This window comes from Limnohabitans sp. TS-CS-82 (genome assembly GCF_002943475.1).
Map to the genome: position 1 here is coordinate 673,487 of NZ_PTQX01000001.1, position 24,829 is coordinate 698,315.

18 protein-coding genes are annotated in these 24,829 nt (G+C 56.0%); 7 read left to right on the forward strand and 11 right to left on the reverse strand.

The genetic code is table 11. From position 1 onward, the window contains the following. Positions 1 to 2 precede the first annotated feature (2 nt). Genes C5F52_RS03335 through hsdR form a run of 6 tightly spaced genes read right to left on the reverse strand, consistent with a single transcriptional unit; the run spans position 3 to position 8,405 of the window. A complete protein-coding gene (locus C5F52_RS03335; RefSeq protein ID WP_104796878.1) occupies positions 3 to 605 on the reverse strand; it encodes a hypothetical protein in 603 nt (200 codons plus the stop codon). Then, entirely contained in the window at positions 602 to 1,723 is a 1,122-nt protein-coding gene (locus C5F52_RS03340; protein WP_104796879.1) for an XRE family transcriptional regulator, read from the reverse strand. Before C5F52_RS03340 ends, C5F52_RS03335 begins: the two co-directional genes overlap by 4 nt. 60 nt (positions 1,724 to 1,783) lie before the next feature. Continuing rightward, positions 1,784 to 2,731 (reverse strand): hypothetical protein, encoded by a 948-nt coding sequence (locus C5F52_RS03345; protein WP_146100027.1) that lies wholly within the window; start codon positions 2,729 to 2,731, stop codon positions 1,784 to 1,786. Positions 2,732 to 2,766: 35 nt separating this feature from the next. After that, on the reverse strand, positions 2,767 to 4,452 hold the full coding sequence (locus tag C5F52_RS03350; protein ID WP_104796881.1) for a restriction endonuclease subunit S: 1,686 nt from the start codon (positions 4,450 to 4,452) through the stop codon (positions 2,767 to 2,769). Next, positions 4,449 to 5,918 (reverse strand): class I SAM-dependent DNA methyltransferase, encoded by a 1,470-nt coding sequence (locus tag C5F52_RS03355; RefSeq protein ID WP_104796882.1) that lies wholly within the window; start codon positions 5,916 to 5,918, stop codon positions 4,449 to 4,451. Before C5F52_RS03355 ends, C5F52_RS03350 begins: the two co-directional genes overlap by 4 nt. Positions 5,919 to 5,951: 33 nt before the next feature. Further along, the gene (gene hsdR / locus C5F52_RS03360; protein WP_104796883.1) at positions 5,952 to 8,405 is read right to left on the reverse strand and encodes an EcoAI/FtnUII family type I restriction enzme subunit R; all 2,454 of its coding nucleotides are present in this window, start codon (positions 8,403 to 8,405) and stop codon (positions 5,952 to 5,954) included. 118 nt (positions 8,406 to 8,523) lie between these two features. On the opposite strand from hsdR, the gene C5F52_RS03365 reads away from it, so the two are divergent. Then, positions 8,524 to 8,982, forward strand: coding sequence for a DUF4377 domain-containing protein (locus C5F52_RS03365; protein WP_104796884.1), 459 nt, complete (start codon positions 8,524 to 8,526; stop codon positions 8,980 to 8,982). Here C5F52_RS03365 and C5F52_RS03370 read toward each other — a convergent pair. Beyond that, on the reverse strand, positions 8,976 to 9,221 hold the full coding sequence (locus C5F52_RS03370; protein ID WP_104796885.1) for a hypothetical protein: 246 nt from the start codon (positions 9,219 to 9,221) through the stop codon (positions 8,976 to 8,978). The genes C5F52_RS03365 and C5F52_RS03370 overlap by 7 nt on opposite strands. A gap of 122 nt (positions 9,222 to 9,343) precedes the next feature. Then, complete coding sequence (locus tag C5F52_RS03375) at positions 9,344 to 10,387, reverse strand: homocysteine S-methyltransferase family protein (RefSeq protein WP_104796886.1); 1,044 nt, start codon at positions 10,385 to 10,387, stop codon at positions 9,344 to 9,346. Between the two features lie 77 nt (positions 10,388 to 10,464). Between C5F52_RS03375 and recQ the strand changes: the two genes are divergently transcribed. The 6 genes from recQ to C5F52_RS03400 all read left to right on the forward strand — a co-directional run bounded on the left by recQ (position 10,465) and on the right by C5F52_RS03400 (position 19,798). Then, positions 10,465 to 12,384, forward strand: coding sequence for a DNA helicase RecQ (recQ, locus tag C5F52_RS03380; RefSeq protein ID WP_369951870.1), 1,920 nt, complete (start codon positions 10,465 to 10,467; stop codon positions 12,382 to 12,384). 102 nt (positions 12,385 to 12,486) lie between these two features. Continuing rightward, entirely contained in the window at positions 12,487 to 12,624 is a 138-nt protein-coding gene (locus C5F52_RS30000) for a hypothetical protein (RefSeq protein WP_201746947.1), read from the forward strand. Between the two features lie 309 nt (positions 12,625 to 12,933). After that, entirely contained in the window at positions 12,934 to 14,772 is a 1,839-nt protein-coding gene (locus C5F52_RS03385; RefSeq protein ID WP_104796888.1) for a phosphoenolpyruvate carboxykinase (GTP), read from the forward strand. A gap of 201 nt (positions 14,773 to 14,973) precedes the next feature. Beyond that, complete coding sequence (locus tag C5F52_RS03390; protein WP_369951847.1) at positions 14,974 to 16,179, forward strand: ABC transporter substrate-binding protein; 1,206 nt, start codon at positions 14,974 to 14,976, stop codon at positions 16,177 to 16,179. A gap of 68 nt (positions 16,180 to 16,247) precedes the next feature. Next, the gene (locus C5F52_RS03395) at positions 16,248 to 18,197 is read left to right on the forward strand and encodes an ABC transporter permease (protein ID WP_104796890.1); all 1,950 of its coding nucleotides are present in this window, start codon (positions 16,248 to 16,250) and stop codon (positions 18,195 to 18,197) included. Beyond that, on the forward strand, positions 18,194 to 19,798 hold the full coding sequence (locus C5F52_RS03400) for an ATP-binding cassette domain-containing protein (RefSeq protein ID WP_104796891.1): 1,605 nt from the start codon (positions 18,194 to 18,196) through the stop codon (positions 19,796 to 19,798). Before C5F52_RS03395 ends, C5F52_RS03400 begins: the two co-directional genes overlap by 4 nt. Before the next feature lie 3 nt (positions 19,799 to 19,801). On the opposite strand, the gene C5F52_RS03405 is transcribed toward C5F52_RS03400, so the two are convergent. Genes C5F52_RS03405 through C5F52_RS03415 form a run of 3 tightly spaced genes read right to left on the reverse strand, consistent with a single transcriptional unit; the run spans position 19,802 to position 24,826 of the window. Next, complete coding sequence (locus tag C5F52_RS03405; RefSeq protein WP_104796892.1) at positions 19,802 to 21,358, reverse strand: alkaline phosphatase; 1,557 nt, start codon at positions 21,356 to 21,358, stop codon at positions 19,802 to 19,804. Between the two features lie 37 nt (positions 21,359 to 21,395). Then, positions 21,396 to 22,676 (reverse strand): HlyD family type I secretion periplasmic adaptor subunit, encoded by a 1,281-nt coding sequence (locus C5F52_RS03410; protein WP_201746948.1) that lies wholly within the window; start codon positions 22,674 to 22,676, stop codon positions 21,396 to 21,398. After that, positions 22,673 to 24,826: a type I secretion system permease/ATPase gene (locus C5F52_RS03415; RefSeq protein WP_104796893.1), complete on the reverse strand. Its 2,154-nt coding sequence runs from the start codon at positions 24,824 to 24,826 to the stop codon at positions 22,673 to 22,675. The genes C5F52_RS03410 and C5F52_RS03415 overlap by 4 nt, the downstream gene beginning before the upstream one ends. Between the last annotated feature and the right edge of the window lie 3 nt (positions 24,827 to 24,829).

Genomic DNA, 24,829 nt, shown 5'->3' on the forward strand with positions numbered 1-24,829 from the left:
GCTCACGCAGCAGGCGCTGGACCGAAGATTTTTTTGAAAACCTTGTGTTTTGCTTCTTGCCAAGTCTTGGTTGTATCACCATTGGCTTCAAGTGCTTCGTAAATGTCTCGAACCAACGCATCGTCTACAACCTTAGCCGTCTTGAGCTTGGCTAACAGCTCGTATCCGTGCCAAACCTTGATGTCTTTAAAGTCTTTGGCCAGCTCGTGCATGCCCAAATCATCTGTCACCACAACAGCAGGCCTGACCTGCCCAAACGCTAACAACCAACAATCGGCATAGCCTGGCGGTGATCGGCCAAACGACGTGAACCTGCTCACATCCATTTGCACCCAGCCCATCAGCACACTTCGCGCGGCCTCAATCTGAGCCTTTTCATCTTTGGTCAATCGCACCTGTTTGGCCAAACGCTCCTCGGCAAACTCTGGGCCATCAAACCACGGGTTTTTAAACTTGAGGTGCGCGCTGCGGTGCACCTCGTCCTCGGTCACTTTGTGAATGGCCAGCAAATATGGCACCTGCCCGAATTCAAGACCCACAAAAGGCCGCACTCGCTTGGCGAGTCGTAAATATGTGTTGGTATCGAGCAGTACCAGGGTTGTCAACGGCTCAACTCTCCATGCAGTGCTATCGCGTCTTGCATGGGTATGTCCATCACCTGCTGGATATAGCCGGGCCCTGTTTGCTTGCTTTTAATCATGCGTTGCAGCGATTCAAAGAACGAGCTTCTAAACACGTTCTTCACTGCTGCCACATAAGCACTGGGCTCGGCGGGTATGGGTGCAAACAATGATTCGCTCACAGTGCCGCCACGCTGCATGGAGCGTATCGCGTGAATTTGTGCATCTGTGTGTTTTAGCAACGTGAGCCCTTGCGATTTGGCGTAGCGATTGACTTCGGAAAACACACTGTAGAGAGAAATGCCATACGCCTGTGCTTGCGCCTCTAACAGTTTTTTCTCGGCTGTCTTGTTACCCGTGCTGGCCTCTTCATACGTTTTTTGCGCCACGGCTTTAGGGAACAGCAAAGCACCTGCAAACGCATCGGCAAAATCTTCACCCTCGTTCTTGCCTGCAAGCTCTGGCGTGTACACGTGCGCCAGTTCGTGCGCCATCCAAAACTTGAAGTCTTCTTGGTGTGTGTCTAAGTTGAGGAAGATGAAGGTCACCCGTTCTTGCGGCAGCAAGATGTGCAGCGCATTTTTGTGGTTTTGCTTTTGTCCCCACAACACTGGAGCCACAACTGCGCCGTTGTTGTCAAACTCACTCAGCAAATCTTTGTATGAAATTGCGGCTTGCTCGCCCAAGCCCAAACGATGGCGCACTTGGCTAGCCAATGTTTGTAGCTGCTCGTAATCGGTGCTGGGCTGTTGTAGCTGCAAGCGCAGTACGGGCAGCTCTGGCAAAAAAGGCACCAGTGCTTTTAGCAACTCGCCCATCACCATGGCTTTGCTGATGTGGCCATCGGTTGTTTTGGTACCTGCTTTTTTACGAAACGCCACCACTGGCTGGCCTGCGGCTTCGAGCTTGACCAAATCTGCAAATCCCATTTGCAAAGTGGTTGCGAGCTTGAGCAGTTTGTCGGGGCGCGGAAAGTCTGAACCCCTGAGCCAGTTGGTGACTGACTGCGCTGTCACGCCAAGGGCAGTGGCCAAATCTTTTTGCTTCCAGCCCCGTCGTTGCAACGCTTGCTTGATGTTTTCGCTGTGGATAACTTTTTGCATAGGGGCTGGATTATGCATCAAGCAGTCAAAAAATCAACTTTAATCAACTTTATGCGACTATTAGGGCTGGCCAAACAACTTACCTTGCCCTTCAGATTGCCGTTTCCCAAAGCGATGTCGTTTGCCTTGGGGAGTCTCTTGCCCAGGTCCACCATCTGATTTCGACAGCACTGTAGTTACTGAATAGCCTGTAATAACAGCTTCACCAATTTCATCCACTTTGCGGTGAATATTCAGTACGCACTCAATAGTGCTCCCGTGCTGAAAGCTCACTTTTCCTGTCAAAACATCCGACTTGAATACTTCATCCCCCATAGCAAAGGTGATGCGTTCGCCGAGGTACGCGCCCTTCCATTGGTAATTGCCTTCTTTCAATACCGGCGCAATGATTTCTAGCTGTGCAGGGTCAACCACCTCCACGGGCAACTTGTCTGTCAGCAGCACAAACTTCGGAAATGCGCTCCTTTCAACCCGGTGTTCGATTAAGGGATGATCTGCGCCATCGGGTATTTCGCCCAAACTCATGGCAGTGACCTTGTCATATCCCAAAAGTTGCCGATAAAAATTGGACCGACGAGTCATTACTTTCACATCGCCATCTATCAAACTCGCGGCATCACCAGCAGTGCCATTTTTGATATCACCATTACCAATTTCGTGCTTTAGCTTTTGTATGGACAGCCTTTTTTCTTCAATGGTCAGCTTCTGAACTTCTTTGTTCAAAGCATCCATTTCCGAATCAGACACGGGAACTCTTGAAAACACCAATGCGATGACCGCAACTATCAGAGACAACTGATTTCCGTTATTTCCGAGGACGCGCCAAACCTCCCGCAGCCCACCCTCACGAAGTGCGGCAGACTCCAGCTCAACATTCACACCGAAAAGCTGCGCAATTTGTGCAAATGCTGCCAGTGCTTCAGACTCACATTTGTTACGCACCAATGCATTCATTGCATGAGATTCGTCACGCAAAAAATAATGCAATTCGAGCCTTGCCATTGCCATTGTCTTCTCCCTTTTTCTTATCTTTGAGTGTGGTTTTATGAAGCCATCAAAGTGTTGGTTAGCTGAATCTGCGCAATCTGGACAGATTCAAGACGTTCGCGCAGATCGGCGCAAAGGCCTCGGAGTTCGTTGACGCGGGTGACGATGCGAGATTGTTCTTTCAACGGCGGCAATGGAAAGACGCAATGCTTCAGCTCAGTCATATTGATAGATGCGAGGTTCGTCGTTTGCTTGGCAGATGCAGCGAAGTAGCTTCTTGCAACGTCGGAGTTCAAATAAAGCTCCGCCCACTCTGGGCACCATTCGGCAGTGAGCCCTCTGGCTTTGAAAACATGGTTTTGATGCAAGCAAGTTGATAGTTCATCGCGCCAAATTGCAGTGCGACCAACCTTGTCCCAATCACCCCCTTCTGTGATCAACAAATCACCTGCGCAGACTTGAAAGCGTGGCAGCTCCGCCTCGTCAATCAAAACGTCCTTCATTAACTGCAGGTTTAAAAACCATCGCTGCACATTCGCAACGCGCAAATACGGAAACAACAGCGGCTTTGAAAGAGGAGTCTTTCTACCCAAAGTCACACCACTGGAGATCTGTGCCAAATCTCCAAACCTTGCAAGCTCCCACCCGTACGGCAACTCAAACGGTTTTTCTTGGTCGGTGATGGGTGGCAGGGGTTTGTCGCGTTTGATCTTGCCTTGGGCGATGAGGTGGTCTTTTTCGGTGCGGATTTTTTGCAGGAGGACGCTGGCGGGTTCGTCGGTGGGGTCTTGGGGGACGAGGAGGCCGCGCACTGCGAGTTGGAGGATGGTTTGTTCGAGGGCGTCTACGGCTTCGGGGCGGTCGAGCAGCAGGTCGAAGTGGGTGGCGATGCGTTGCCAGTTATCCGCCAGTTCCTCGGGCGTTTCGCTTTGGGTGAGCGTGCCCAGCAGGGTGCCCACGAGTTGGGCGTGTTGTTGCGTTTCGAGCTGGCCGCTGACTTCGAGTGCGTCGCAAAGTTGCATCAGTTCTTCGACGCGGGTGACGATGCGGGATTGTTCGGCCAGCGGAGGAATCGCAATTACAGGCTCTGTGATGTCCCCTAGCTTCAAATATGGAATCGCGGAACCACGATTATTTTTAGTGATGATGCTAATGTTTTGGCTTAGCAAAAAATAAAGATACTGCAGGTCCCAAAGTATGGGCTCAATGACGTATGTCCGCTGATACGCATCAAATTTCCCTTCATACCTTTTTAAGTTGAAGTCACCATTGCCGGCCAAAAGCACTGCTTTGCAATCGAAAGAATATGAATCGATTTCTAATGGAGTTACCGAACAAGTAAAAAAAGGGTATCGGCCACCTTGAACAGCTGCGTTCGCATCTAATTTTCCAGTGCTAACGTTAACGACAGTTCCAAGGCGCGCTAGGGTCCAACTATTCGGTATGTGCGCTGTGCTTTCGCTTTCAAGGATTTCAGCCCACGGCTTGTCCCGTTTGATCTTGCCTTCCGCAATCAGTCGGTCTTTCTCAGTCCTGATCTTCTTGAGCAGTTCACTCGCCGGTTCATCGCTCGGTTCTTGCGGCACCAGCTTGCCTTGCACGGCCAGCGTCAAGATGAGTTCGCGCAGGCGGGTCACGCCGCCGGGGGCTTGGGCGATCAAGTCGAAGTGCCGCACCAGCGGCGGCTGCAAATTCACCAAGTATTTGGCGCTGGGCTCTTGCACCGTCAGCACTGCGCTCACGCTGGGGCTCCCAGCGATTGGGCGAGGATGCTTTTGAGTTGGTCGCGCAGGCTTTGCGCCTCAGTTTGCAGGCGGGCGTAGTCAGCCAGTAGTTGCTCGGGGTCGTGGTTCACCACTTCGGCGGCGTGGGGGTTCTTTTGGTCGAGGTTGTAGTTGGCGGCTTTGATCTGGTCGATGCTCACCTTCCATGCACGTTCGTTTTCCACACGGGCGGCAAAACCATCGGCCTCTGTGCCCCACCAGGCTTTTTCGGCGTCGAATTCTTCGATGCGGATGGGCTTGGTTTTGTTGTAGTTCTTCACGCCCGTTGGGTAGGGGTGCTCGTAGTACCAAACGTGTTCAGTGGGCTTGCCCTTGGTGAAGAACAGCAGGTTGGTTTTGATGCCGGTGTAGGGCGCAAACACGCCATTGGGCAGGCGCACGATGGTGTGCAGATTGCATTCGGCCAGCAGTTGTTCTTTGATGCGGGTCTTGACGCCTTCGCCAAACAGCGTGCCGTCGGGCAGCACCAGTGCGGCGCGGCCATTGGTTTTGAGGATGTGTTTGATGAGCACCAAAAACAAATCTGCCGTTTCTTTGGTGCGCACATCGGCCGGAAAGCCTTGTTCGATGCCCGGCTCTTCAATGCCGCCAAAGGGCGGGTTGGTCAAGATCACGTCTACCCGGTCGGCTGGGGTGTAGTCGCGCAGCGGACGGCTCAGGGTGTTGTCGTGGCGGACAAGGCTGGGCACTTCGATGCCGTGCAGCATGAGGTTGGTCACGCACAGCATGTGGGGCATTTGTTTTTTCTCAACGCCCAAGATGCTGTTTTGCAACGTGGCTTCTTCGTCGGTGTTGTGCACTTGTTTGCGCAGGTGTTCGATGGCGCAGACCAAAAATCCGCCTGTGCCGGTGGCCGGGTCCATCACGCGCTCGCCCAGCTGGGGGTTGACCATGTCCACCATGAACTGCGTCACGGCGCGGGGCGTGTAGAACTCGCCCGCGTTACCTGCGCTTTGCAGGTCTTTGAGGATTTTTTCGTAGAGGTCGTTGAACTGGTGGCGCTCGGCCTGGCGGTTGAAGTCGATCGCGTTGAGTTTGTTGATGACCTGGCGCAGCAGCTGGCCGCTTTTCATGTAGTTGTAGGCGTCTTCAAACACGCCGCGCACCACATAGCCACGGGGGTTGCGCTGGGCGTCACCGCTTAGGCTTTTGAGGGTGGCAAAGAGCTGGTTGTTCACAAAGTCCAGCAGGGCATCACCGGTGATGCCTTCGGCGTCCGTGGCCCAGTTGCGCCAGCGCATGGCTTCGGGGATGGGGCTTTTGTAGTCGTCGCGGGTCAGCTCCAGCTCTTCTTCGAGTGCGTCAAACACTTTGAGGAACAAGAGCCAAGTGAGTTGCGAGATGCGCTGCGCGTCGCCATCCACGCCACTGTCTTGGCGCATGATGTCTTGGATGGATTTGATGACGCTGGATAGGTTTGACATTGAATAACTGACTTGGATGCAAAGCTTGCGCTTTTAAGAAATGTAGAGCTCACGCTCCAAGGTTTGAATGGCGCTTAAATATTGGGGGCGACCGCCAAAACTTTTGATGAGTTCAACCGGGCTGCCAAAGTCGGTGAAGGGTTGCACCTTCAAAACTTCGTTGCTCTCGATTGTCGCAATACCTTCGTCGGCATATTTGTCGATCAACGCGTCCATCACTTTGCGGGCTACTGCGCCGTATTGGGTGAAGACGTTGCGCTTTTTTACGCGGTTGGCGCGCTCGCGGCGAGTGAGGGTCGGCTGGTTGTAGGCGACGTGCAGCAGCAAATCAAACGGGTCTAGGTCTTGGCCCACCTCGGCAGCTAAGGCATCAATGAACACGCCTTGTCGTTCTAGCTCTTCCATCAACACGGCTTTGCGTTCAGCGTGGTTCCACGCTTGCAAAAACTTGTCGAGCGAGTCGTATTGCTTCACCAGGTTGATGCGGGTGTAGTCGCGCAGGCTTTCGGTGATGAGCTTGCCATCGGCGTTGAGATACTGCACACGCTCACGCGCGACCGAGACAGACACATTGCCGAGCACGTATTTTTTAGGCTCGCCGGTGTCTGTGCCGCCATTGCCACCGCCAGGGGCAAAAATGCCACCGTCTTCGCCTGCGGGTGTGCCGCTGGGAGGGTTGCCTGGGAAAGGCGTATCACCCGGTTGGTCGGGCGGAGCAACGGGTTGGTCGGGCGTAGGTTCGTAAATTTGCACGGGCTCGCCGTCAAACTTGGGGTCAGCAAAGTTATCGGTGGCGCGCTTGAAGTCAATAATGGTGAACCACGTTTTGCCCAAGTCTTCGCGCAAGCGCGTGCCCCGACCAATGATTTGCTTGAACAAGGTCATGGACTTGATGTTTTGGTCCAGCACGATGAGCTTGCAAGTTTGTGCGTCTACGCCGGTGCTCATCAGCTTGGATGTGGTGGCGATGACGGGGTAGGTTTTTTCGGGGTCGATGAAGTTGTCTAGCTCTAGCTTGCCTTCGGCGTTGTCGCCGGTAATTTGCACTACGTATTTGGGGTTGTCTTTGCAAATGTCGGCGTTGGCGTTGCTCAGGGCTTGGCGCATGCGCGAGGCGTGGTCGATGTCTTCACAAAACACAATGGTTTTGGCGTAGCGGTCGGTGGCCTTGAGGTATTCGGTAATTTTGGCGGCTACCACTTGGTCGCGCTTTTCGAGCACGAGTTTGCGGTTCATGTCGCTGGCGTTGTAAACGCGGTCTTCCACCACATGGCCAAACTTGTCGGTCATGCCTTGGGTGGGGCGCCAGCCAAAGGTGTCTTTGTCTAAATCGACGCGCACTACTTTGTAGGGAGCTAGGTAGCCGTCTTCAATGCCTTGCTTGAGGCTGTAGGTGTAGATGGGTTCGCCAAAGTAGTCGCTGTTTGAAACGTCTTTGGTTTCTTTGGGTGTGGCGGTTAGGCCCACATGGGCGGCGCTTCCAAAGTAGCGCAAGATTTCGCGCCAAGCCGAGTCTTCGTCGGCACTGCCACGGTGGCACTCGTCAATGACGATGAGGTCAAAGAAGTCGGGCGAGAACTGTTTGTAAATGTTGCGCTCTTCTTCCGTGCCTGTGACGGCTTGGTAGAGCGACAAATAAATTTCGTAGCTTTTATCAACGAGCTTGGTGGTTTTGTTGACCGCGAGGTCTACGTCCTCCACGGTGACTTTGCCTTGGGCATCCACGCGCTCCACGCCTTTGGCGTTGGGGCTGAGTTTGGCCATTGCGCCTTTGAACGGGCGGAAGTCATTGACCATGGTTTGGTCAATCAAGATGTTGCGGTCGGCCAAAAACAAGATGCGTTTTTTTGCACCGCTTTTCCACAAGCGCCAGATGATTTGAAACGCGGTGTACGTCTTGCCTGTGCCAGTGGCCATGACGAGCATGGCGCGTTTTTGCCCTTGGGCAATGGCTTCAACCGTGCGGTTGATGGCGTTCATTTGGTAGTAGCGCGGGGTTTTGCTGGGGGCGTAGTCAAACTCGGTCACTTGGCGAACTTCGGGCGTCCAGCCTTTCCAAGCGCAATAGCGCTCCCACAGCTCTTGGGGCGATGGGAATTCGTCGAGTGTGAGGTTTTTCTCCAGCACGCCATCGGCCAAGGTGGCATCACGAAACACAAAGCCATCGCCATTGCTGGCAAAGCTAAACGGCACACCCAGCAAGTCGGCGTAGTTGATGGCTTGGGCCATGCCTGCGCCCATGGCCTTGTTGTTGTCTTTAGCCTCGACCACCGCGATGGGGATGTTGGATTTGTAGAACAACGCATAGTCGGCGCGCAGCACGGTGCTTTGGTCGCGGTGTGATTTGTTGCCCCGCACCGTCACGCGGCCTACGCGCAACGGATATTCGCGAAAGATCTGGTCGTGAATGTTCCAGCCCGAGCGCACTATGGCGGGGCTGATGAACTTTTCGCAGATGTCGATTTCGGAGAGTTGTTTCTTATCCAAAAGGAGTTCTCGCTGGCTAGTAGGCGGGAATAGGTAATGCTTCTATTTTTAATCATTTTGTCCACCTTTCTAACGAGCGTTGCGTTATTGATGTTGGCTTCGTTTTAAAACACCATTTATGTTCATCCGCTTATTTCTAAGCTCGTTGCTTTTCATCTCTATCCAAGCTAACGCCGGCATCTGCACCCGCGAATACGCGCCGGTCTGCGGCCAGTTGCCGCAACAAACCCAAACGTTTGCCAACCGCTGCATGATGAAAGACGCAGGGGCAAGTTGGGTGTCTGACGGCGAATGTCCATCCCAACAAAACAACGCGCTCGCCAAAGACATCACCCTCACCGTGGCGGCGCACGATGTGGCGTGCATGGGGATTGCGCCCATGCGCTGCTTGCAAGTGAAAGAGGGGAACGCGCTGACGTGGTCAAACTTTTACAGCCCGATTGAGGGCTTCACATTCACGCCGGGTGTGCAATACAAGCTGCTGGTGCGGGCGACACCGATGGCAAATGCACCCGCTGATGCGGGCGACACGCGCTACGAATTGGTGCGTGTGTTGTGGCGCAAGCCTGCTCAGTGAACCTTGAACTTGCCGTGGGCTTTGTAGCCGTTTTTGAAGTTGTCCCACTCCAGTACAGGCGCGTGGGCGCTTAAGAACTCGCGCAACAATTGACTGGACTGCAGCTTGCTCAACTCCAATTTTTCAGAGATGAGCGAACGGTTCACATGTCCGTGTTCTTTGTAGATGGCCATGACGGCATCCACGCGGCTTTTGAGGTGGCGGCCCGCAGGGGTTTGGATGAACGAGGTTTCAGGCATGACGTAACATTTCTATCAATTACGTCAATTTTCATAATTTCAGCCCGCGCTGTAAATCCGCCTGTTGGCGTATGCCGCCAGCCTGCCACTCACATTTCTTGTGAGTGGCAATTCAAAATCAATCAGGCAGCTTCGCGATAAAAAGGTCCCGCGCTCAACGCGCGTGCCTTTTGGTCAGCCACCGCTTGGCCAATCGCCGCGATGTGCTCGGGCGTGGTGCCGCAGCAGCCGCCCACGATGTTCACCAAGCCTTCGGCCGCAAACTCGTGCAACAAACGGCTGGTCACATCCGGTGTTTCGTCAAAGCCGGTGTCGCTCATGGGGTTGGGCAGGCCAGCATTGGGGTAGCAGCTGATGAAAGTGTCACCCGCCACTTTGTTGAGCTCTTGGATATAAGGCCGCATCAGCGTCGCACCCAAGGCGCAGTTCAGGCCAATGGCCAGCGGCTGCGAATGGCGCACGCTGTGCCAAAACGCCGTCACGGTTTGACCACTCAAGATGCGGCCAGAAGCGTCAGTCACGGTGCCGCTGATGATGATGGGCAGGCGCTCGCCCGAGGCTTCAAAAAACTCTTCAATCGCAAACAGCGCTGCTTTGGCGTTGAGCGTGTCAAAGATGGTTTCGACCAACAGCACATCTGAGCCGCCTTCGACCAAGGCTTTGACTTGGTCGTAATAGGCGGCACGCAGTTCTTCAAAGTTCACGTTGCGTGCGCCTGCGTCGTTCACATCGGGGCTGATGCTGGCGGTTTTGGGTGTGGGGCCCACGGCGCCCGCCACAAAGCGGGGCTTGTCTGGCGTGCTGTATTTGTCGCAGGCTTCGCGAGCGATGCGGGCCGAGGCCAGGTTCATCTCGTAGGCCAAGTCGGCCATGTCGTAATCGGCCTGCGCAATGGTGGTCGCGCCAAAGGTGTTGGTCTCGATCAAGTCAGCGCCAGCGGCGAGGTAACGCTCATGGATGTCACGAATCACGTCGGGGCGGGTGAGGCTGAGCAACTCGTTGTTGCCCTTCACGTCTTTGTGGAAGTCTTTGAATCGCTCACCGCGGTATTGCGCTTCATCGAGCTTGAAACGCTGAATCATGGTGCCCATCGCGCCGTCGAGGATGGCGATGCGTTTGGCCAAGATGGCGGGTAATTCTTTTGCGCGTGTGTAGGCTTGAGTCATCCTGCCATTGTAAGAAGCAGAGACAATAGTTGGTTCATGCACTCGTTCACACCCCTTTATCCACACGCCAGCTATGTCTGCGCAAGCCGGAAGCTGCTGTGCAAACACCTGTGAACCCCCAAGACATCCTGCGCGAAGTCTTTGGCTACAACGCCTTTCGCGGCCCCCAAGAAGCCATCGTCAACCACGTGTGCGGTGGTGGCGATGCGCTGGTGCTCATGCCCACGGGCGGCGGCAAATCACTCTGTTACCAAATTCCAGCCATTGCCCGCCAGCGTGCGGGGCACGGCATCACCATCGTGGTGTCGCCGCTCATCGCGCTCATGCACGACCAAGTGGGCGCGCTTCATGAGGCGGGCGTTGAAGCAGCGTTTTTAAACTCCAGCCTCAGCGGCGAAGAGGCCAACGCGGTAGAACAACGCCTGCGCCGTGGCGACATCACCCTGCTGTACGCCGCGCCCGAACGCATCACCACGCCGCGCTTTTTGGCGCAGCTCGACATGCTGCACGAGCAAGGCCAGCTCAGCCTATTTGCCATTGACGAAGCGCATTGCGTGAGCCAATGGGGCCACGATTTCCGCCCCGAATACCGAGCGTTGACGGTATTGCACGAGCGCTACGCGGGCGTGCCGCGCATGGCGCTGACTGCCACCGCCGATGCGCTGACGCGTGCCGACATCGTGGAGCGCTTGCAGCTCGAAGACGCACAGCAGTTCGTCAGCAGCTTTGACCGCCCGAACATCCGCTACACCATCGTCGAGAAAAAAGACGCCTCACTGCAACTGCTGCGCTTCATCCAACGCGAACACACAGGGCCAGATTGGCAAGACAGCGGCATTGTTTATTGCCAATCGCGCAAGCGTGTGGAAGAAGTGGCCAAGAACTTGTGCGATGCAGGCATTGCCGCGCTGCCGTATCACGCGGGGCTAGACAGCGCCATTCGCCAAAAGCACCAGAACCGCTTTTTGCGTGAAGAAGGTTTGGTGATGGTTGCCACCATCGCGTTTGGCATGGGTATCGACAAACCCGATGTGCGCTTTGTGGCGCACTTGGACATGCCTAAAAACATCGAAGGTTATTACCAAGAAACCGGCCGTGGCGGGCGCGATGGCCAAGCCGCCCACGCGTGGATGGCCTACGGCCTGAACGACGTGGTGAACCAACGCCGCATGATTGACGAAAGCCCGGCCGCCGAAGACTTCAAACAAGCCATGCGCGGCAAGTTGGATGCACTGCTGGCTTTGGCCGAGGCGACCGACTGCCGGCGCGTGCGGTTGCTGGGGTATTTCGATGAGACCTACAAATCCGCCGAAGACGGACAGGTAAGACTCACCTGTGGCAACTGCGACAACTGCCTGCAACCCCCAGACATTTGGGACGGCACAGAAGCCGCCCGCATGTTGCTGTCCACCATTTATCGCGTGAAGCAGCAAAGCGGCATGTCGTTTGGCGCGGGCCACATGATGGACATCTTGCGTGGCAAAGCCACCGAAAAAGTGAGCCAATACGGTCACGACAAACTCAGCACTTTTGGCATCGGCGCGCATTTCAGCGAAGTGCAGTTGCGCGGTGTGCTGCGCCAGCTCATCGCGCTGGGCGCGTTGGGTGTGGACGCGCAAGCCTTCAACACTTTGTATTTGACCGAGGCCTCGCGGGCTGTGCTCAAGGGCGACGTCACGGTGCGCCTGCGCGCCTCGGTGTCGACGCCCGCCGACCGCAAAGGCAAACGCAGCGCCAGCGGTGCCTCCAAGCCAGCACCCATCGCGCTGGACGATGCGGGCCAGCAACGCTACGACGCGCTCAAGGCTTGGCGTGCCGAAGTGGCGCGTTCGCACAACCTGCCCGCTTACGTCATCTTCCATGACGCCACGCTGGCCGCGATTGCGCAGGCGGAGCCGCACGATTTAGAAGCCCTGCAAGGCATTGCCGGCATCGGCGCCAAAAAGCTTGAAGCCTATGGCGACGAGGTCTTGCGCGTGGTGGCCCTGCCGGCCTAACCCCGCGGCAGAAACGGGTTTACCCTGTCTCTGCCAAGACAGCCCGATGGCATTCGTCCCCTAAAATTTCTGCAAGTAATTTTTATATTCAGGAGTCAAGACATGTCCGAACACCACCACGCACACGGCGCCGAGCAAGACGTTGTTGAATCCATCGTGCCCATGATGCCGATCGTTTTGCCACTGGCGGGCGGTGTGCTCATGTTTTTGATGATCTTCATCGCCATGTTCATGGCTTGACCGCTTGGACATCCACTCGGCTCAGCCGTTTGTGTCATTTTGAAAAAGCGCCTATCGGGCGCTTTTTTGCTTTTACGGCTTGTAACTTCCCCCTAGGGCCTTACCCTAAAAATTACATAAAAAGGGTTGAAAAGTAATGCTTTCTGGTGTTTTCTGGTAACTCATAAGGGTTTTGCAAGCTACGAGAAGGGCAGAGTTTCATAAAATAGACACTGCTTTGGCATAGGCCAATGGCAATGGATTGAGGTCAGAGCCTCGCGCAAAAGGCGACAAGGCTCTGACCTCAATTTTTTGACTTAGGAGCTTTTCATGAACATCCATGCACCCGCATATGTAAAAAACCCCAAGCTGGTGGCTTGGGTCAGCGAGATGGCCGCTTTGTGCAAGCCAGACACCGTGTACTGGTGTGACGGCAGCGACGAAGAATACAACCGCCTCTGCCAACAACTGGTGGATGCCGGCACTTTCAAAAAGCTCAACCCCGCGAAGCGCCCCAACTCTTTCTTGGCTTGCTCTGACCCCTCAGACGTGGCCCGCGTGGAAGACCGCACTTACATCTGTTCAGAGAAAAAAGAAAACGCTGGCCCCACCAACAATTGGATGGCCCCTGCCGAAATGCGCGCCACCTTGAACCCCTTGTTCGACGGCTGCATGAAAGGCCGCACCATGTATGTGGTGCCATTCAGCATGGGCCCCATGGGCTCGCACATTGCACACGTGGGCATCGAGTTGTCTGACAGCGCCTATGTGGCAGTGAACCAAAAAATCATGACCCGCATGGGCAAAGCCGTGTACGACGTGATCGGTACCGACGGCCCCTTCGTGCCCTGCGTGCACACCGTGGGCGCACCTTTGGCAGCTGGTCAAGCCGACGTGAAGTGGCCTTGCAGCAAAACCAAGTACATCGTGCATTTCCCAGAGACCCGCGAAATTTGGTCTTACGGCTCTGGCTACGGTGGCAACGCGTTGTTGGGCAAAAAGTGCTTTGCCTTGCGCATTGCCTCGAACATGGGCCGTGACCAAGGCTGGCTCGCCGAGCACATGCTCATCTTGGGCGTGACCAACCCCCAAGGCAAGAAGTACCATGTGGCAGCCGCGTTCCCCAGCGCTTGTGGCAAAACCAACTTCTCCATGCTCGTGCCACCCGAAGGTTTCGACGGCTGGAAAGTCACCACCATCGGTGACGACATCGCTTGGATCAAGCCGCACTCAGACGGCAAGTTGTACGCCATCAACCCAGAGGCTGGCTACTTTGGCGTGGCCCCCGGCACCAACTTCCACACCAACCCCAACTGCATGGCCAGCTTGGACAAGAACGTCATCTTCACCAACGTGGCGCTGACCGACGATGGCGATGTGTGGTGGGAAGGCATGGAAAAAGACACCGGCAGCATGCCCGACCACTTGATCGACTGGCAAGGCAAAGACTGGACACCAGCCATCGCTAAAGAGACTGGCGCCAAAGCCGCTCACCCCAACGCCCGCTTCACTGTGGCAGCCACCAACAACCCCGCCTTGGACCACCAATGGGACGACGCCGATGGCGTAGCCATTGACGCGTTCATCTTCGGCGGCCGCCGCTCCACCACCGTGCCTTTGGTCACCGAAGCACGCAACTGGACAGAAGGCGTTTACATGGCTGCGACCATGGGCTCTGAGACCACCGCTGCGGCCGCTGGCCAACAAGGCGTGGTGCGCCGCGACCCCTTCGCCATGTTGCCGTTCATGGGCTACAACATGAGCGACTACTTTCAGCACTGGCTCAACATGGGCGACAAGCTCAAGGCCAGTGGCGCCAAAGTGCCATCCATTTACTGCGTCAACTGGTTCCGCAAGGGCGACGACGGCAAATTTGTGTGGCCTGGCTACGGCGAAAACATGCGCGTTTTGAAGTGGATGATTGACCGCATCGAAGGCCAAGTCAAAGGCAAAGAAAACGTGTTCGGCGTGAGCCCCACATATGAAGAAATCAACTGGACTGGTTTGAACTTCACCGCTGACCAATTCAAAACTGTCACCAGCATCGACAAAGCTGCTTGGGTGGACGAGTTGAAACTGCATGAGGAATTGTTCACCCAGTTGGCTTACCACTTGCCCGCTGAAATGACCGCGACCAAAGCCGCTTTGGCTGCGCGTTTGGAGGCCTAACAGCCCCATCAACACGCCACGCTTGGGCCGTGTGCCGAACACGTTGGCGGCTCCATCCAAGAGCCCCGCAAGCTGCGAAGTTTGCGGGGCTTTTTGATGCAGTTCGTATGCAATGGGCTTTGCCTTTTACAAGACAATCCAGTCTTCACAGTTTTTCACGCGGGCTTTCAAAGCCCGCGACCGCTTTCAAAGGCCACTTTCGTGAACACCACTCTTTGCTCCGCCCTGCGCACCGCAGCCCTCGCCTTGAGCGTTGCCGCATTACCTGCCTACGCCCAAAACGTCATCAAGATTGGCGAGATCAACAGCTACAAAGCTCAGCCCGCTTTCCTCGACCCCTATAAAAAGGGCATGGAATTGGCGGTGGAAGAAATCAACGCCGCCGGTGGCGTGAACGGCAAGCAGCTGCAACTCATCACCCGTGACGACAACGCTTCGCCCGGCGACGCTGTGCGCGCCGCCGAAGAGCTGTTGAGCCGCGAAAAAGTGGATGTGCTCTCGGGCGCTTTCCTGTCGCACATTGGTTTGGCACTGGGCGACTTTGCCAAGCAACGCAAAGTGTTCTTCCTCGCGGGCGAGCCGCTGACCGACAAAATGGTTTGGCAAAACGGCAACCGCTACACCTACCGCCTGCGCGCGAGCACCTACATGCAAGTGGCCATGCTCGTACCCGAAGCCGCCAAGCTCAAGAAAAAGCGCTGGGCCGTGGTGTACCCCAACTACGAATACGGCCAATCGGCTGCCGCCACGTTCAAGCAACTGCTCAAAGCCGCACAACCTGATGTGGAGTTTGTGGCCGAGCAAGCGCCGGCCCTCGGCAAGATTGACGCAGGCTCGGTGACGCAAGCCATTGCCGACGCTAAGCCCGACGCCATCTTCAACGTGCTATTTGCCACTGACCTTGCCAAGTTTGTGCGCGAGGGCAACACGCGCGGACTTTTCCAAGGCCGTGAAGTGGTGAGCCTTTTGACAGGCGAGCCCGAGTATTTAGAACCCCTCAAAGATGAAACGCCCAATGGTTGGATCGTCACAGGCTACCCTTGGTACGGCGTGCAAACGCCTGAACACAAAGCCTTCTACTTGGCCTACCACCGCAAGTTCAACGACCACCCCCGCTTGGGCTCGGTCGTGGGCTACAGCATGATTCACGCTTTGGCCGCAGGTATCACCAAGGCCAAGAGCACCGAGACTGAAAAACTGGTCACTGCATTCAGCGGTTTGAAATTCAGCACGCCCTATGGCCCCGTGATGTTCCGCAAACAAGACAACCAGTCCACCATGGGCGCGTTTTTGGGTCGCACCAAAAACGACAATGGCAAAGGCGTGTTGGTAGACTACCGCTACATCGACGGAGCCAGCGTGCAACCCAGCGATGACGTTGTGAAAAAACTCAGACCGAGCAACTAAACGCCACTCGAACCCAAACACAACGCCCGCCTCTTGCGGGCGTTTTAATTTCAAAGCCACACACCTTGATGGACGCCGCCAGCCTCTTCGTACAAGCCCTCAACGGGCTGGCCGCTGCCTCGTCTTTGTTCTTGGTGGCGGCGGGTTTGTCGCTCATCTTTGGGGTGACGCGCATCGTCAACTTTGCGCATGGCTCGTTCTTCATGCTGGGTGTGTATGTGGCTTACTCACTCGTGTCGCATGCTGCGCCGTCTGTGTCAGCCGCTTTGAGCGTGGTGCTGGGTGACGCTGCCAGCCAAACCGCCGCCTATTTTTTGTTGTTGCTATGCGCGGCGCTCGTCACCGGCGTGTTGGGCGCATTGGTGGAAGTGCTGTTGCTCCGCCGCATTTACAAAGCGCCTGAGTTGTTTCAGTTGCTCGCCACCTTTGCCTTGGTGCTGGTTATTCAAGACGGTACGCTGTGGCTATGGGGCGCTGAAGATTTGCTGGGGCCACGCGCACCAGGCCTGAGTGGCGCGGTGGATATTTTGGGCCGCCGCTTTCCCACCTATGACTTGTTTTTGATCGCCATCGGCCCACTGGTGTTGGCCGTGTTGTGGTGGTGCTTGCAACGCACACGCTTTGGTGTGTTGGTACGCGCCGCCACGCAAGACCGCGAAATGTTGGGCGCTTTGGGTGTGAACCCGCGCCACTTGTTCACTGCTGTGTTTGCACTGGGTTGCGCATTGGCTGGCTTGGGCGGCGCACTGCAACTGCCCCGCGAGCCCGCGCATTTGGGGTTGGACATGGCCACCATTGGCGATGCGTTTGTGGTCGTCGTCGTGGGCGGCATGGGTTCTATCCCCGGCGCATTTGTGGCGGCTTTGTTGATTGCTGAAATCAAAGCACTGTGCATTGCGGTGGGCACAGTAGACATTTGGGGCGTGTCGTTTGCGTTTTCCAAACTCACGCTCGTGGCCGAATTTTTGGTGATGGCTGCGGTGTTGATGGTGAGGCCTTGGGGCTTGCTGGGCAAGCCACAGAGTGCGCCGCGCATCAGCACCGAGCAAGAAGCGCCGTTTGTATTGGGCAATGTTCGCTCGCAGTGGGTGTGGCTGTGCATGGGCGCTGCGCTACTTGCACTGCCGTTGTTCACCACTGAATCTCCCTACACCTTGGTGTTGGGCATTGATTTGTTAAGCGCCGCATTGTTTGCAGCCAGCTTGCACTTCATCATGGGGCCTGCGGGCATGCATTCGTTTGGTCATGCGGCTTACTTTGGTGTGGGTGCGTATGCAGCCGCGCTGCTGGTGTTGCGTGCGGGCATGCCTAGCGAAGCGGCCTTGTTGTTGGCTCCCATCGTCAGCGCCTTGGTGGCGGCACCCATTGCGTGGTTTGCCGTGCGTTTGTCGGGCGTGTACTTGGCCATGCTCACGTTGGCGTTTGCACAAATTGTGTGGTCCATCTGTTTTCAGTGGGACGACTTCACGGGTGGCAGCAACGGCATCACGGGTGTGTGGCCTAGCGATTGGTTGCAAGACAAATCTTCTTACTACTGGCTCACGCTTGCGCTCGTCGCATTCAGCGTGATGGCGTTGCGCCGCGTGTTGATGTCGCCGCTGGGCTACGCACTGCGTGCCAGCCGCGACTCGGTGGGCCGTGCTGAAGCCATGGGCCTGAACGTGGCGCGTGTGCAATGGCTGGGCTTTGTGCTGGCCGCTGGCTTTGCGGGTTTGGCGGGGGCGTTGTTTGCATTCTCTAAAGGCAGCATCTCACCCGATGTGTTGGGCGTGAGCAAGTCGGTCGATGGTTTGGTCATGGTCATGCTGGGTGGTGTGCACACGCTCGTCGGGCCACTGGTGGGCGCAGTCACGTTTACGGCACTGCAAGACAGTTTGGCCCGCAGCACAGACTATTGGCGTGCAGTGCTGGGTGCGAGCATGTTGCTGTTGGTGCTGGTGTTTCCGCAGGGCATTGCGGGGTCGGTGCAGGCGCTGTGGCTGCGTGTGCGCACATCTCATGTGAGAGGTGAGGCATGAGCACACACACGCATCAGGCAAACGCAGAGGCAACAGCACACCCCATCACACAAAGTGGTAGCGCATTGCTAGACGTTCAACACTTGCACAAAGCCTTCGGCGGCAACCAAGCTGTGAACGATGTGTCGTTCAATTTGCAAGCCGGCGAACTGCTGGCCCTCATCGGCCCCAACGGTGCAGGCAAATCCACTACCTTCAATTTGGTCAACGGCCAGCTCGCACCTGACAGCGGCAGCATCACCTTAGATGGTGTGTCGCTGCTGGGGCGCAAGCCACACGCGTTGTGGCGCATGGGCGTGAGCCGCACATTTCAAATGGCACAAACTTTTGGCTCGCTCACCGTGGCTGAGAACGTGCAAATGGCTTTGCTATCTGCTGATGGAAAATCTCTCTCGCCTTGGCAACGCGCCACACACTATCGCCGTGCAGATGCGCTGCAACTTCTTGAGCAAGTGCAGCTAGACACACAGGCCGACCGCCCATGCAGCGCACTCGCCTACGGTGATGTGAAGCGCCTTGAGCTGGCCATGGCTTTGGCCAACGAACCGCGTTTGCTGCTGATGGACGAACCCACGGCAGGCATGGCCCCCGATGAACGACACGCCTTGATGGCACTCACGCGTAGCTTGGTCAACCAACGCGGCGTGGCCGTGCTGTTTACCGAGCACAGCATGGACGTGGTGTTTGAACACGCCGATCGTGTGCTGGTGATGGCGCGTGGCGCGCTCATCGCACAAGGCACGCCTGAGCAGGTGCAAACAGACGCACAGGTGCAGTCGGTGTACTTTGGCAGTGGCAAGACGTTTGGTACTTCGCGCACCGCGCAGGCAATGCCAGCAGACACACCCATTCACGCCACTGCGAATGATGGTTCATCAACACCCCTGACTACTAACGGCGCGACAGCTCTGCTTTCAGTGCAAGGCTTGAACGCTTGGTACGGTGCAGCACAAGTGGTGTTCAATGCGGATTTACATGTGCAACGCGGCGAAGTTGTAGCGCTCATTGGGCGCAACGGTGCTGGCAAATCGAGCACGCTCAAAGCCATCATGGGACTCATGCCTCAACGCACGGGCAGCGTGGTGTTTGCGGGCCACGACATTTCGCATGCTGAGCCCTACCAAGCCGCACGCTTAGGTCTAGGCTATGTGCCCGAAGACCGTCGCATTTTCACTGACCTGACCGTGCTGGAAAATTTGCAACTGGGCGTACAAGCGGCTCGCCATTTGCCAAGTCAATCGACCCTCATGTCGGCTGATGCTGCGCATCAACAGCAGATGCCGCAGTCATGGTCTCTCGAACAAATATTTGCACTGTTCCCCAACCTGGCCGACATGCAGCAACGCCCCGCCAGCCACATGAGTGGGGGTGAGCAACAAATGCTCACCGTCGCGCGCACCCTCATGGGCAACCCGTTGATGGTGTTGCTGGATGAACCATCCGAGGGCGTAGCCCCCGTCATCGTGGAACAAATGGGCGAGATGATTTTGGCGCTCAAACGCCAAGGTATGAGCGTCTTGCTGTCTGAGCAAAACACGCACTTCGCACAGTGGGTGAGTGACCGCAGTTACACACTGGACCGTGGTGTGCTCACAGCTTAAACATCAAATCGCTTGCGGCCCCGCCTTGCCGTTTTTCACCACATATGTCGCCTGCGTTTTCAACCCCGCTTCGCTGCCTGCCGGAAACTTGGTGGTCCTGAAATCGCAGCGCACTTCTTGGGGCGTGACAGTGATCAAGCTGTAACCGCGCTCGTCTGAGCGGTAGTGCAACAAGTCGACGTTGCTGTCGCGAATCAGCGCAGCAGGTTTGTCGCCCAAGCCACGCGAGGTGATGGAGGTGGTCACAAACTCGCTGGCCACGATAGGTGACTGAGGGTTGTTGGGGTCGAGTCGCAAGTTGGCAGCTACGTTGCAATGCACATCGCCACCAAGGGTGACCACGTTGCTGAGCTTGGCGTCCACTACTGTTTGCAACAAACGCTTGCGTGCTTCGGGGTAACCATCCCATGCGTCGTTCCAATAGCTGCGGCCTACTGGCGTAGGCACGCTGGTGGAGCTGATTTGCGTAGCCTGTGCCACCAATTTCCATTGGCGTTTGGAGTGGCTTAAACCTTCGGTGAACCAACGCGCTTGCTCGGCCCCCAACATGCTGCGTGCGGGGTCTGCCAGCTCATCACACTGCACCACCATGCGGCCGCCGCCTCGCACAGGGTCACGACAAGCTTGTGCGCTGCGGTATTGGCGGCAATCAAGCGTCCACACATCAGCCAATTTGCCCCAGCTGAGGTGGTCGTACAAACGCATGTTGGCGGGATTGTCTTTGTCTGGTCCCAACAACACAGGTTGATGCTCAAAGTACGCTTGGTACGCCGCTGCACGACGCAGCAACACTTGCTTGGGGTCTGTGTGCTGGCGGTCTTGGTCGTTGGCGTAATCGTTGACCACCTCGTGGTCATCCCACATCAACACCCATGGGTGGGCTGCGTGCGCGGCTTGCAACATAGGGTCACGTTTGTATTGCTCGTAACGCTCGCGGTATTGCGCCAGTGTTTTAGGCTCTTCGCCGTTGTGTTTGCGAATGGCGTATTGCGGGTTGCTGCTCTCGTAGATGTAGTCACCCATGAACAGCACAAAGTCGAGTTTTTCTTTGGCAATCTCGGCATGCGCAATGTATTGGCCTTGCTCGTAGTGTTGGCACGATGACAGCGCCACGCGTAATTCGCGCACATCCGCATTCAATGCAGGTGCGGTGCGTGTGTGGCCCACGGTGCTGTATGCATTGCCTTGGGTGAAGCGATACCAGTAGTCTGTGCTGGGTTGCAAGTTTTGCAAATGCACATGCACGCTGTGCGCGCGTGCTTCGTTGGTGATGGCCTCGGTTGTTTGTACGCGACGTTTGAGTGCGGCATCGGCAAACACTTCCACAGTCACGCGCAGCGCATCTGCGCCTGCAGCGCGGTCTTCCTCGCTGAACAACAAACGCGTCCACAACACCATCGAATCTGCACGTGGTCGACCACTGGCCACACCCAACGCAAATGGGTTGGTGTGCCAAACGCGAGGTTTGTCTGCGGGTGCAGCAACGGCGCTCAGCCAAGGTGCCAGCGCCAAAGCGATGGCGCTGCGTTGCAGGTGTTGGTTGAATTCGCGTCGTTGCATGTGTCGGCTCTGTGAGTGAGCCGCCATGTTAAAGCGTTTAACGTTCGCGCAAAGCTTGCGACACGTTTTGCAAAGGACGGAACAGGTATTCAAGCACCGTCTTTTGGCCTGTGCGAATTTCCACACTGGCTGTCATGCCGGGCGTGGGCTCGAGCTTCATGCCCTTGCGTACCAAGTTGGCATCTTTGATGCGCACCAAGATGCGGTAGTAGCCCTCTTCCATGTCGGCTGGTGTGCCGCCTGGCTTGCGTTGTTGGCGCTCGTCCTTCATGGTGTCGGGGCTCAGGTGCTCCAACTCGCCATCTAAACCGCCATACTTGTTGAAGTCATACGAGGTGAGCTTGACCACCGCTTTTTGGCCCACTTTCAAGAAAGCAACTTCTGATGGTTTGACATAGGCCTCGACCATCATCTCGTCCTCGGTTGGGACGATTTCTAAAATCGGTTGGCCCGCTTGAATCACACCACCCACGGTGGTGACCTGCACGTTTTTCACCACGCCCTTCATGGGCGATTTGATGGTGGTGTGCAAGTAGGCGTCTTCACGTGCCGACGCATTCTCTTTGGTTTGCGAAAGGTCAGATGACACGCGTGTCAACTCATTGTTCGCATCGGTGAGGTAGCGGTTTTTACGCTCTGCGCGTTGGCCCATGAGGTCGGCTTGTTGACGCTTCAAACGCAGCAACTCCACCTCCGACATCACCCCACCTTTGACCAAAGGCTCGGTCAACGTGATTTCTCGGGTGATGGCGGACAACGATGCATCCACCGCTTGCAGCGATTCCATCAACGCTTGCTTGCGCGCTTTGTAGGCTTGTGTTTCTTGCATCACCAAAGCTTGTTCATCTTTGAGCTCGGGTGGAAACACCAGAGCTGTGTTGTTGGCCTCAGCACGCAAACGCGCAGCAATGGCTAACAAAGACAAATATTTTTCATTCGCTTCACGGTATCCAGCGCCTGAACGTGCATCGTCCATTTGCAACAGCACTTGGTCTTTTTCAACCATGTCACCTTCGCGCACCAACATCTCGCGCAGCACGCCCGAGTCCAAACTTTGAATCACTTGCTCACGGCTGGAAGGAATGATTTTTCCTTGACCACGTGTGATTTCGTCCAAGCTGAAAAATCCGGCCCACATCAAACCCATGAACAACGTACCTGCGGTGACCCATACCAACAAACGGCTGGCCTCACGCTCGTCATCTTCCACGGTGCGAATGCCAAAGCCTGCGGCTTGTTTGTCGTCTTGCCACAGCTCTTTGAGCTTGGCCCACAAGGTTTTCGCTTGCGTCCAATGCGCCATTACTTTTTCTTTCATGCCGATGCTCCTGCCGCTTTCACGTCAATGCCACGCGACAGCTTTTCAATCATTTCTTGTTTGGGCCCCACCATCACGCACTGACCGCCTTCGATGACAGCCACCACATCGGCCCACTCTAAGAGCTGAGGGCGGTGTGTGGACATCAACAAGGTGCGGCCCTTGAGCCACGCTTTGAGCACTGCAATCACATGTGCTTCGGTGTTCCCGTCCATATTGGCGGTGGGTTCATCCATGTAGACCAACTGCGGGTCGCGCAACATCATGCGTGCGATGGAGAACAACTGACGCTGCCCGCCCGACAAACCGCCACCGGCTTCGGTAATGGGCATGTCCAAACCACGTGGGTGTGCGGCCACCATCTCGTACAAGTTCAATGACTTCAGCACCTCAATGATCTTGGTGTCGCTGATCCATGTTTCAGACAACACCATGTTCTCGCGCAAGGTACCCATGAACAGTTGCGGGTCTTGCCCCACATAACCCATGCAGCTGCGCACCTCGGCAGGTTCGATTTGCTGCAACTCCACACCATCCAAACGCACACTGCCACCCAGCGGCGTGTACAGGCCAGCCATCAGTCGCAACAAGGTGCTCTTGCCGCTGCCCACACGCCCCAGCAAGGCCACGTGTTGGCCAGGCTCAATCTTGATCGACAAGCGTTTGATCACAGGAATGGCATGCTCACCGGGATAACCAAACTCCAGCGCCTGCGCCTCTAAGCCGCCAGCAATGTGCTCAGGCACCACATACGTACGGCCCGCAATGCGGTCGCGGGGCCGCTTCATCAAACCATCCAAGGTTTCCAACGCTGAGGCCGCCTGTTGGTAACGCGATGCCAAAGACATCACACCCCCCAAAGGCCCCAACGCACGGCCCGCCAAGATGACAGAAGCAATCAAGCCACCCAATGTCAGCAAGTTGGCGTGAATCATGTACACACCCGCTACCACCATGAAAACCGTGACGAGCTGCGTCACGGCTGTGGTGCAACCCATGATCCAGTTGGTGATGGCGCGAATTTCTTTGTAGGAATCCGAACCGGCTTTGTTAGACGCTTCCCAACGGCGTTGCAGATAGTTTTCGGCGTTGTGCGCTTTGAGCAATTCCAAGTTCAGCACCGATTCGACCAACACACTTTGCTTGTCGCCCGACTCTTTCATGTTGGCGCGCATGGCGGTCATCAAAGGCTTTTGCGCCCAGAGACCTTGAATCAACAGCACAGGCACAGCCAAGCCTGGAATCCAAGCCAAGGGGCCGCTGACCATGGCAATCAAGGCCAAGAACAACAACACAAACGGCATATCCGCCAACACCACCAGCGATGCGGATGAAAAGAAATCGCGCAGCGATTCAAAGTCACGCATAGAGCTGGCAAACACGCCCACCGATTGCGGACGGTTCTCTAAACGAATGCCCATGACTTCGCGCAGTAACGTGGCGTTGATGGCGAGGTCGGCCTTCTTGCCGCCCAAATCCACCAAACGCGCTTTGAGCCAACGCATGATGAACTCCATCACGATGGCCACCGTGGTACCAATCGCCAAAGTCCACAACGAGGCATACGCTTGTGTAGGCACTACGCGGTCATACACGTTCATCGTGAAAAATACACTCGCCAAAGTGAGGATGTTGGCCACCACCGTTGCCACCATCGACTCCACGTAGAAGTGACGGAAGCGCCACAACGTGCCCCAAAACCAACTGAACGCGGCACCTTGCATGGGCGCGAGCGTTTGGTCACTGCGCTTAGGTGGCAGCTTGACCACCAACACCTCGTCACGCGACAAACCTTGCAACTGCTCTAACGACACACGGTCATCTTGTGCACCCGACTCGGCCCACCACACCACAGCGGTGTTGCCCTCAATCGCACGCAACACGCACGCACGGCCATCGACCAACGACACCAAAACGGGCATCACATAGCTGGGGATTTCGGCCAAAGGTTTACGCGACCAACCGGCCAACAGACCGTGTTGATGTGCCAAATCTGGGTATGCCTCTAAAGGAATGCGCCCTGCATCATCCAAGGCAAAACCTTGGCGCATCGCGGGTACATGCAAAGGCTGTCCCAGTTGTTTGGCCACCAAAGCCAAGCACACCAACAGCGCATCCGCGGAACCATCCGCTTGCTCAGGAGTTCTCATCGC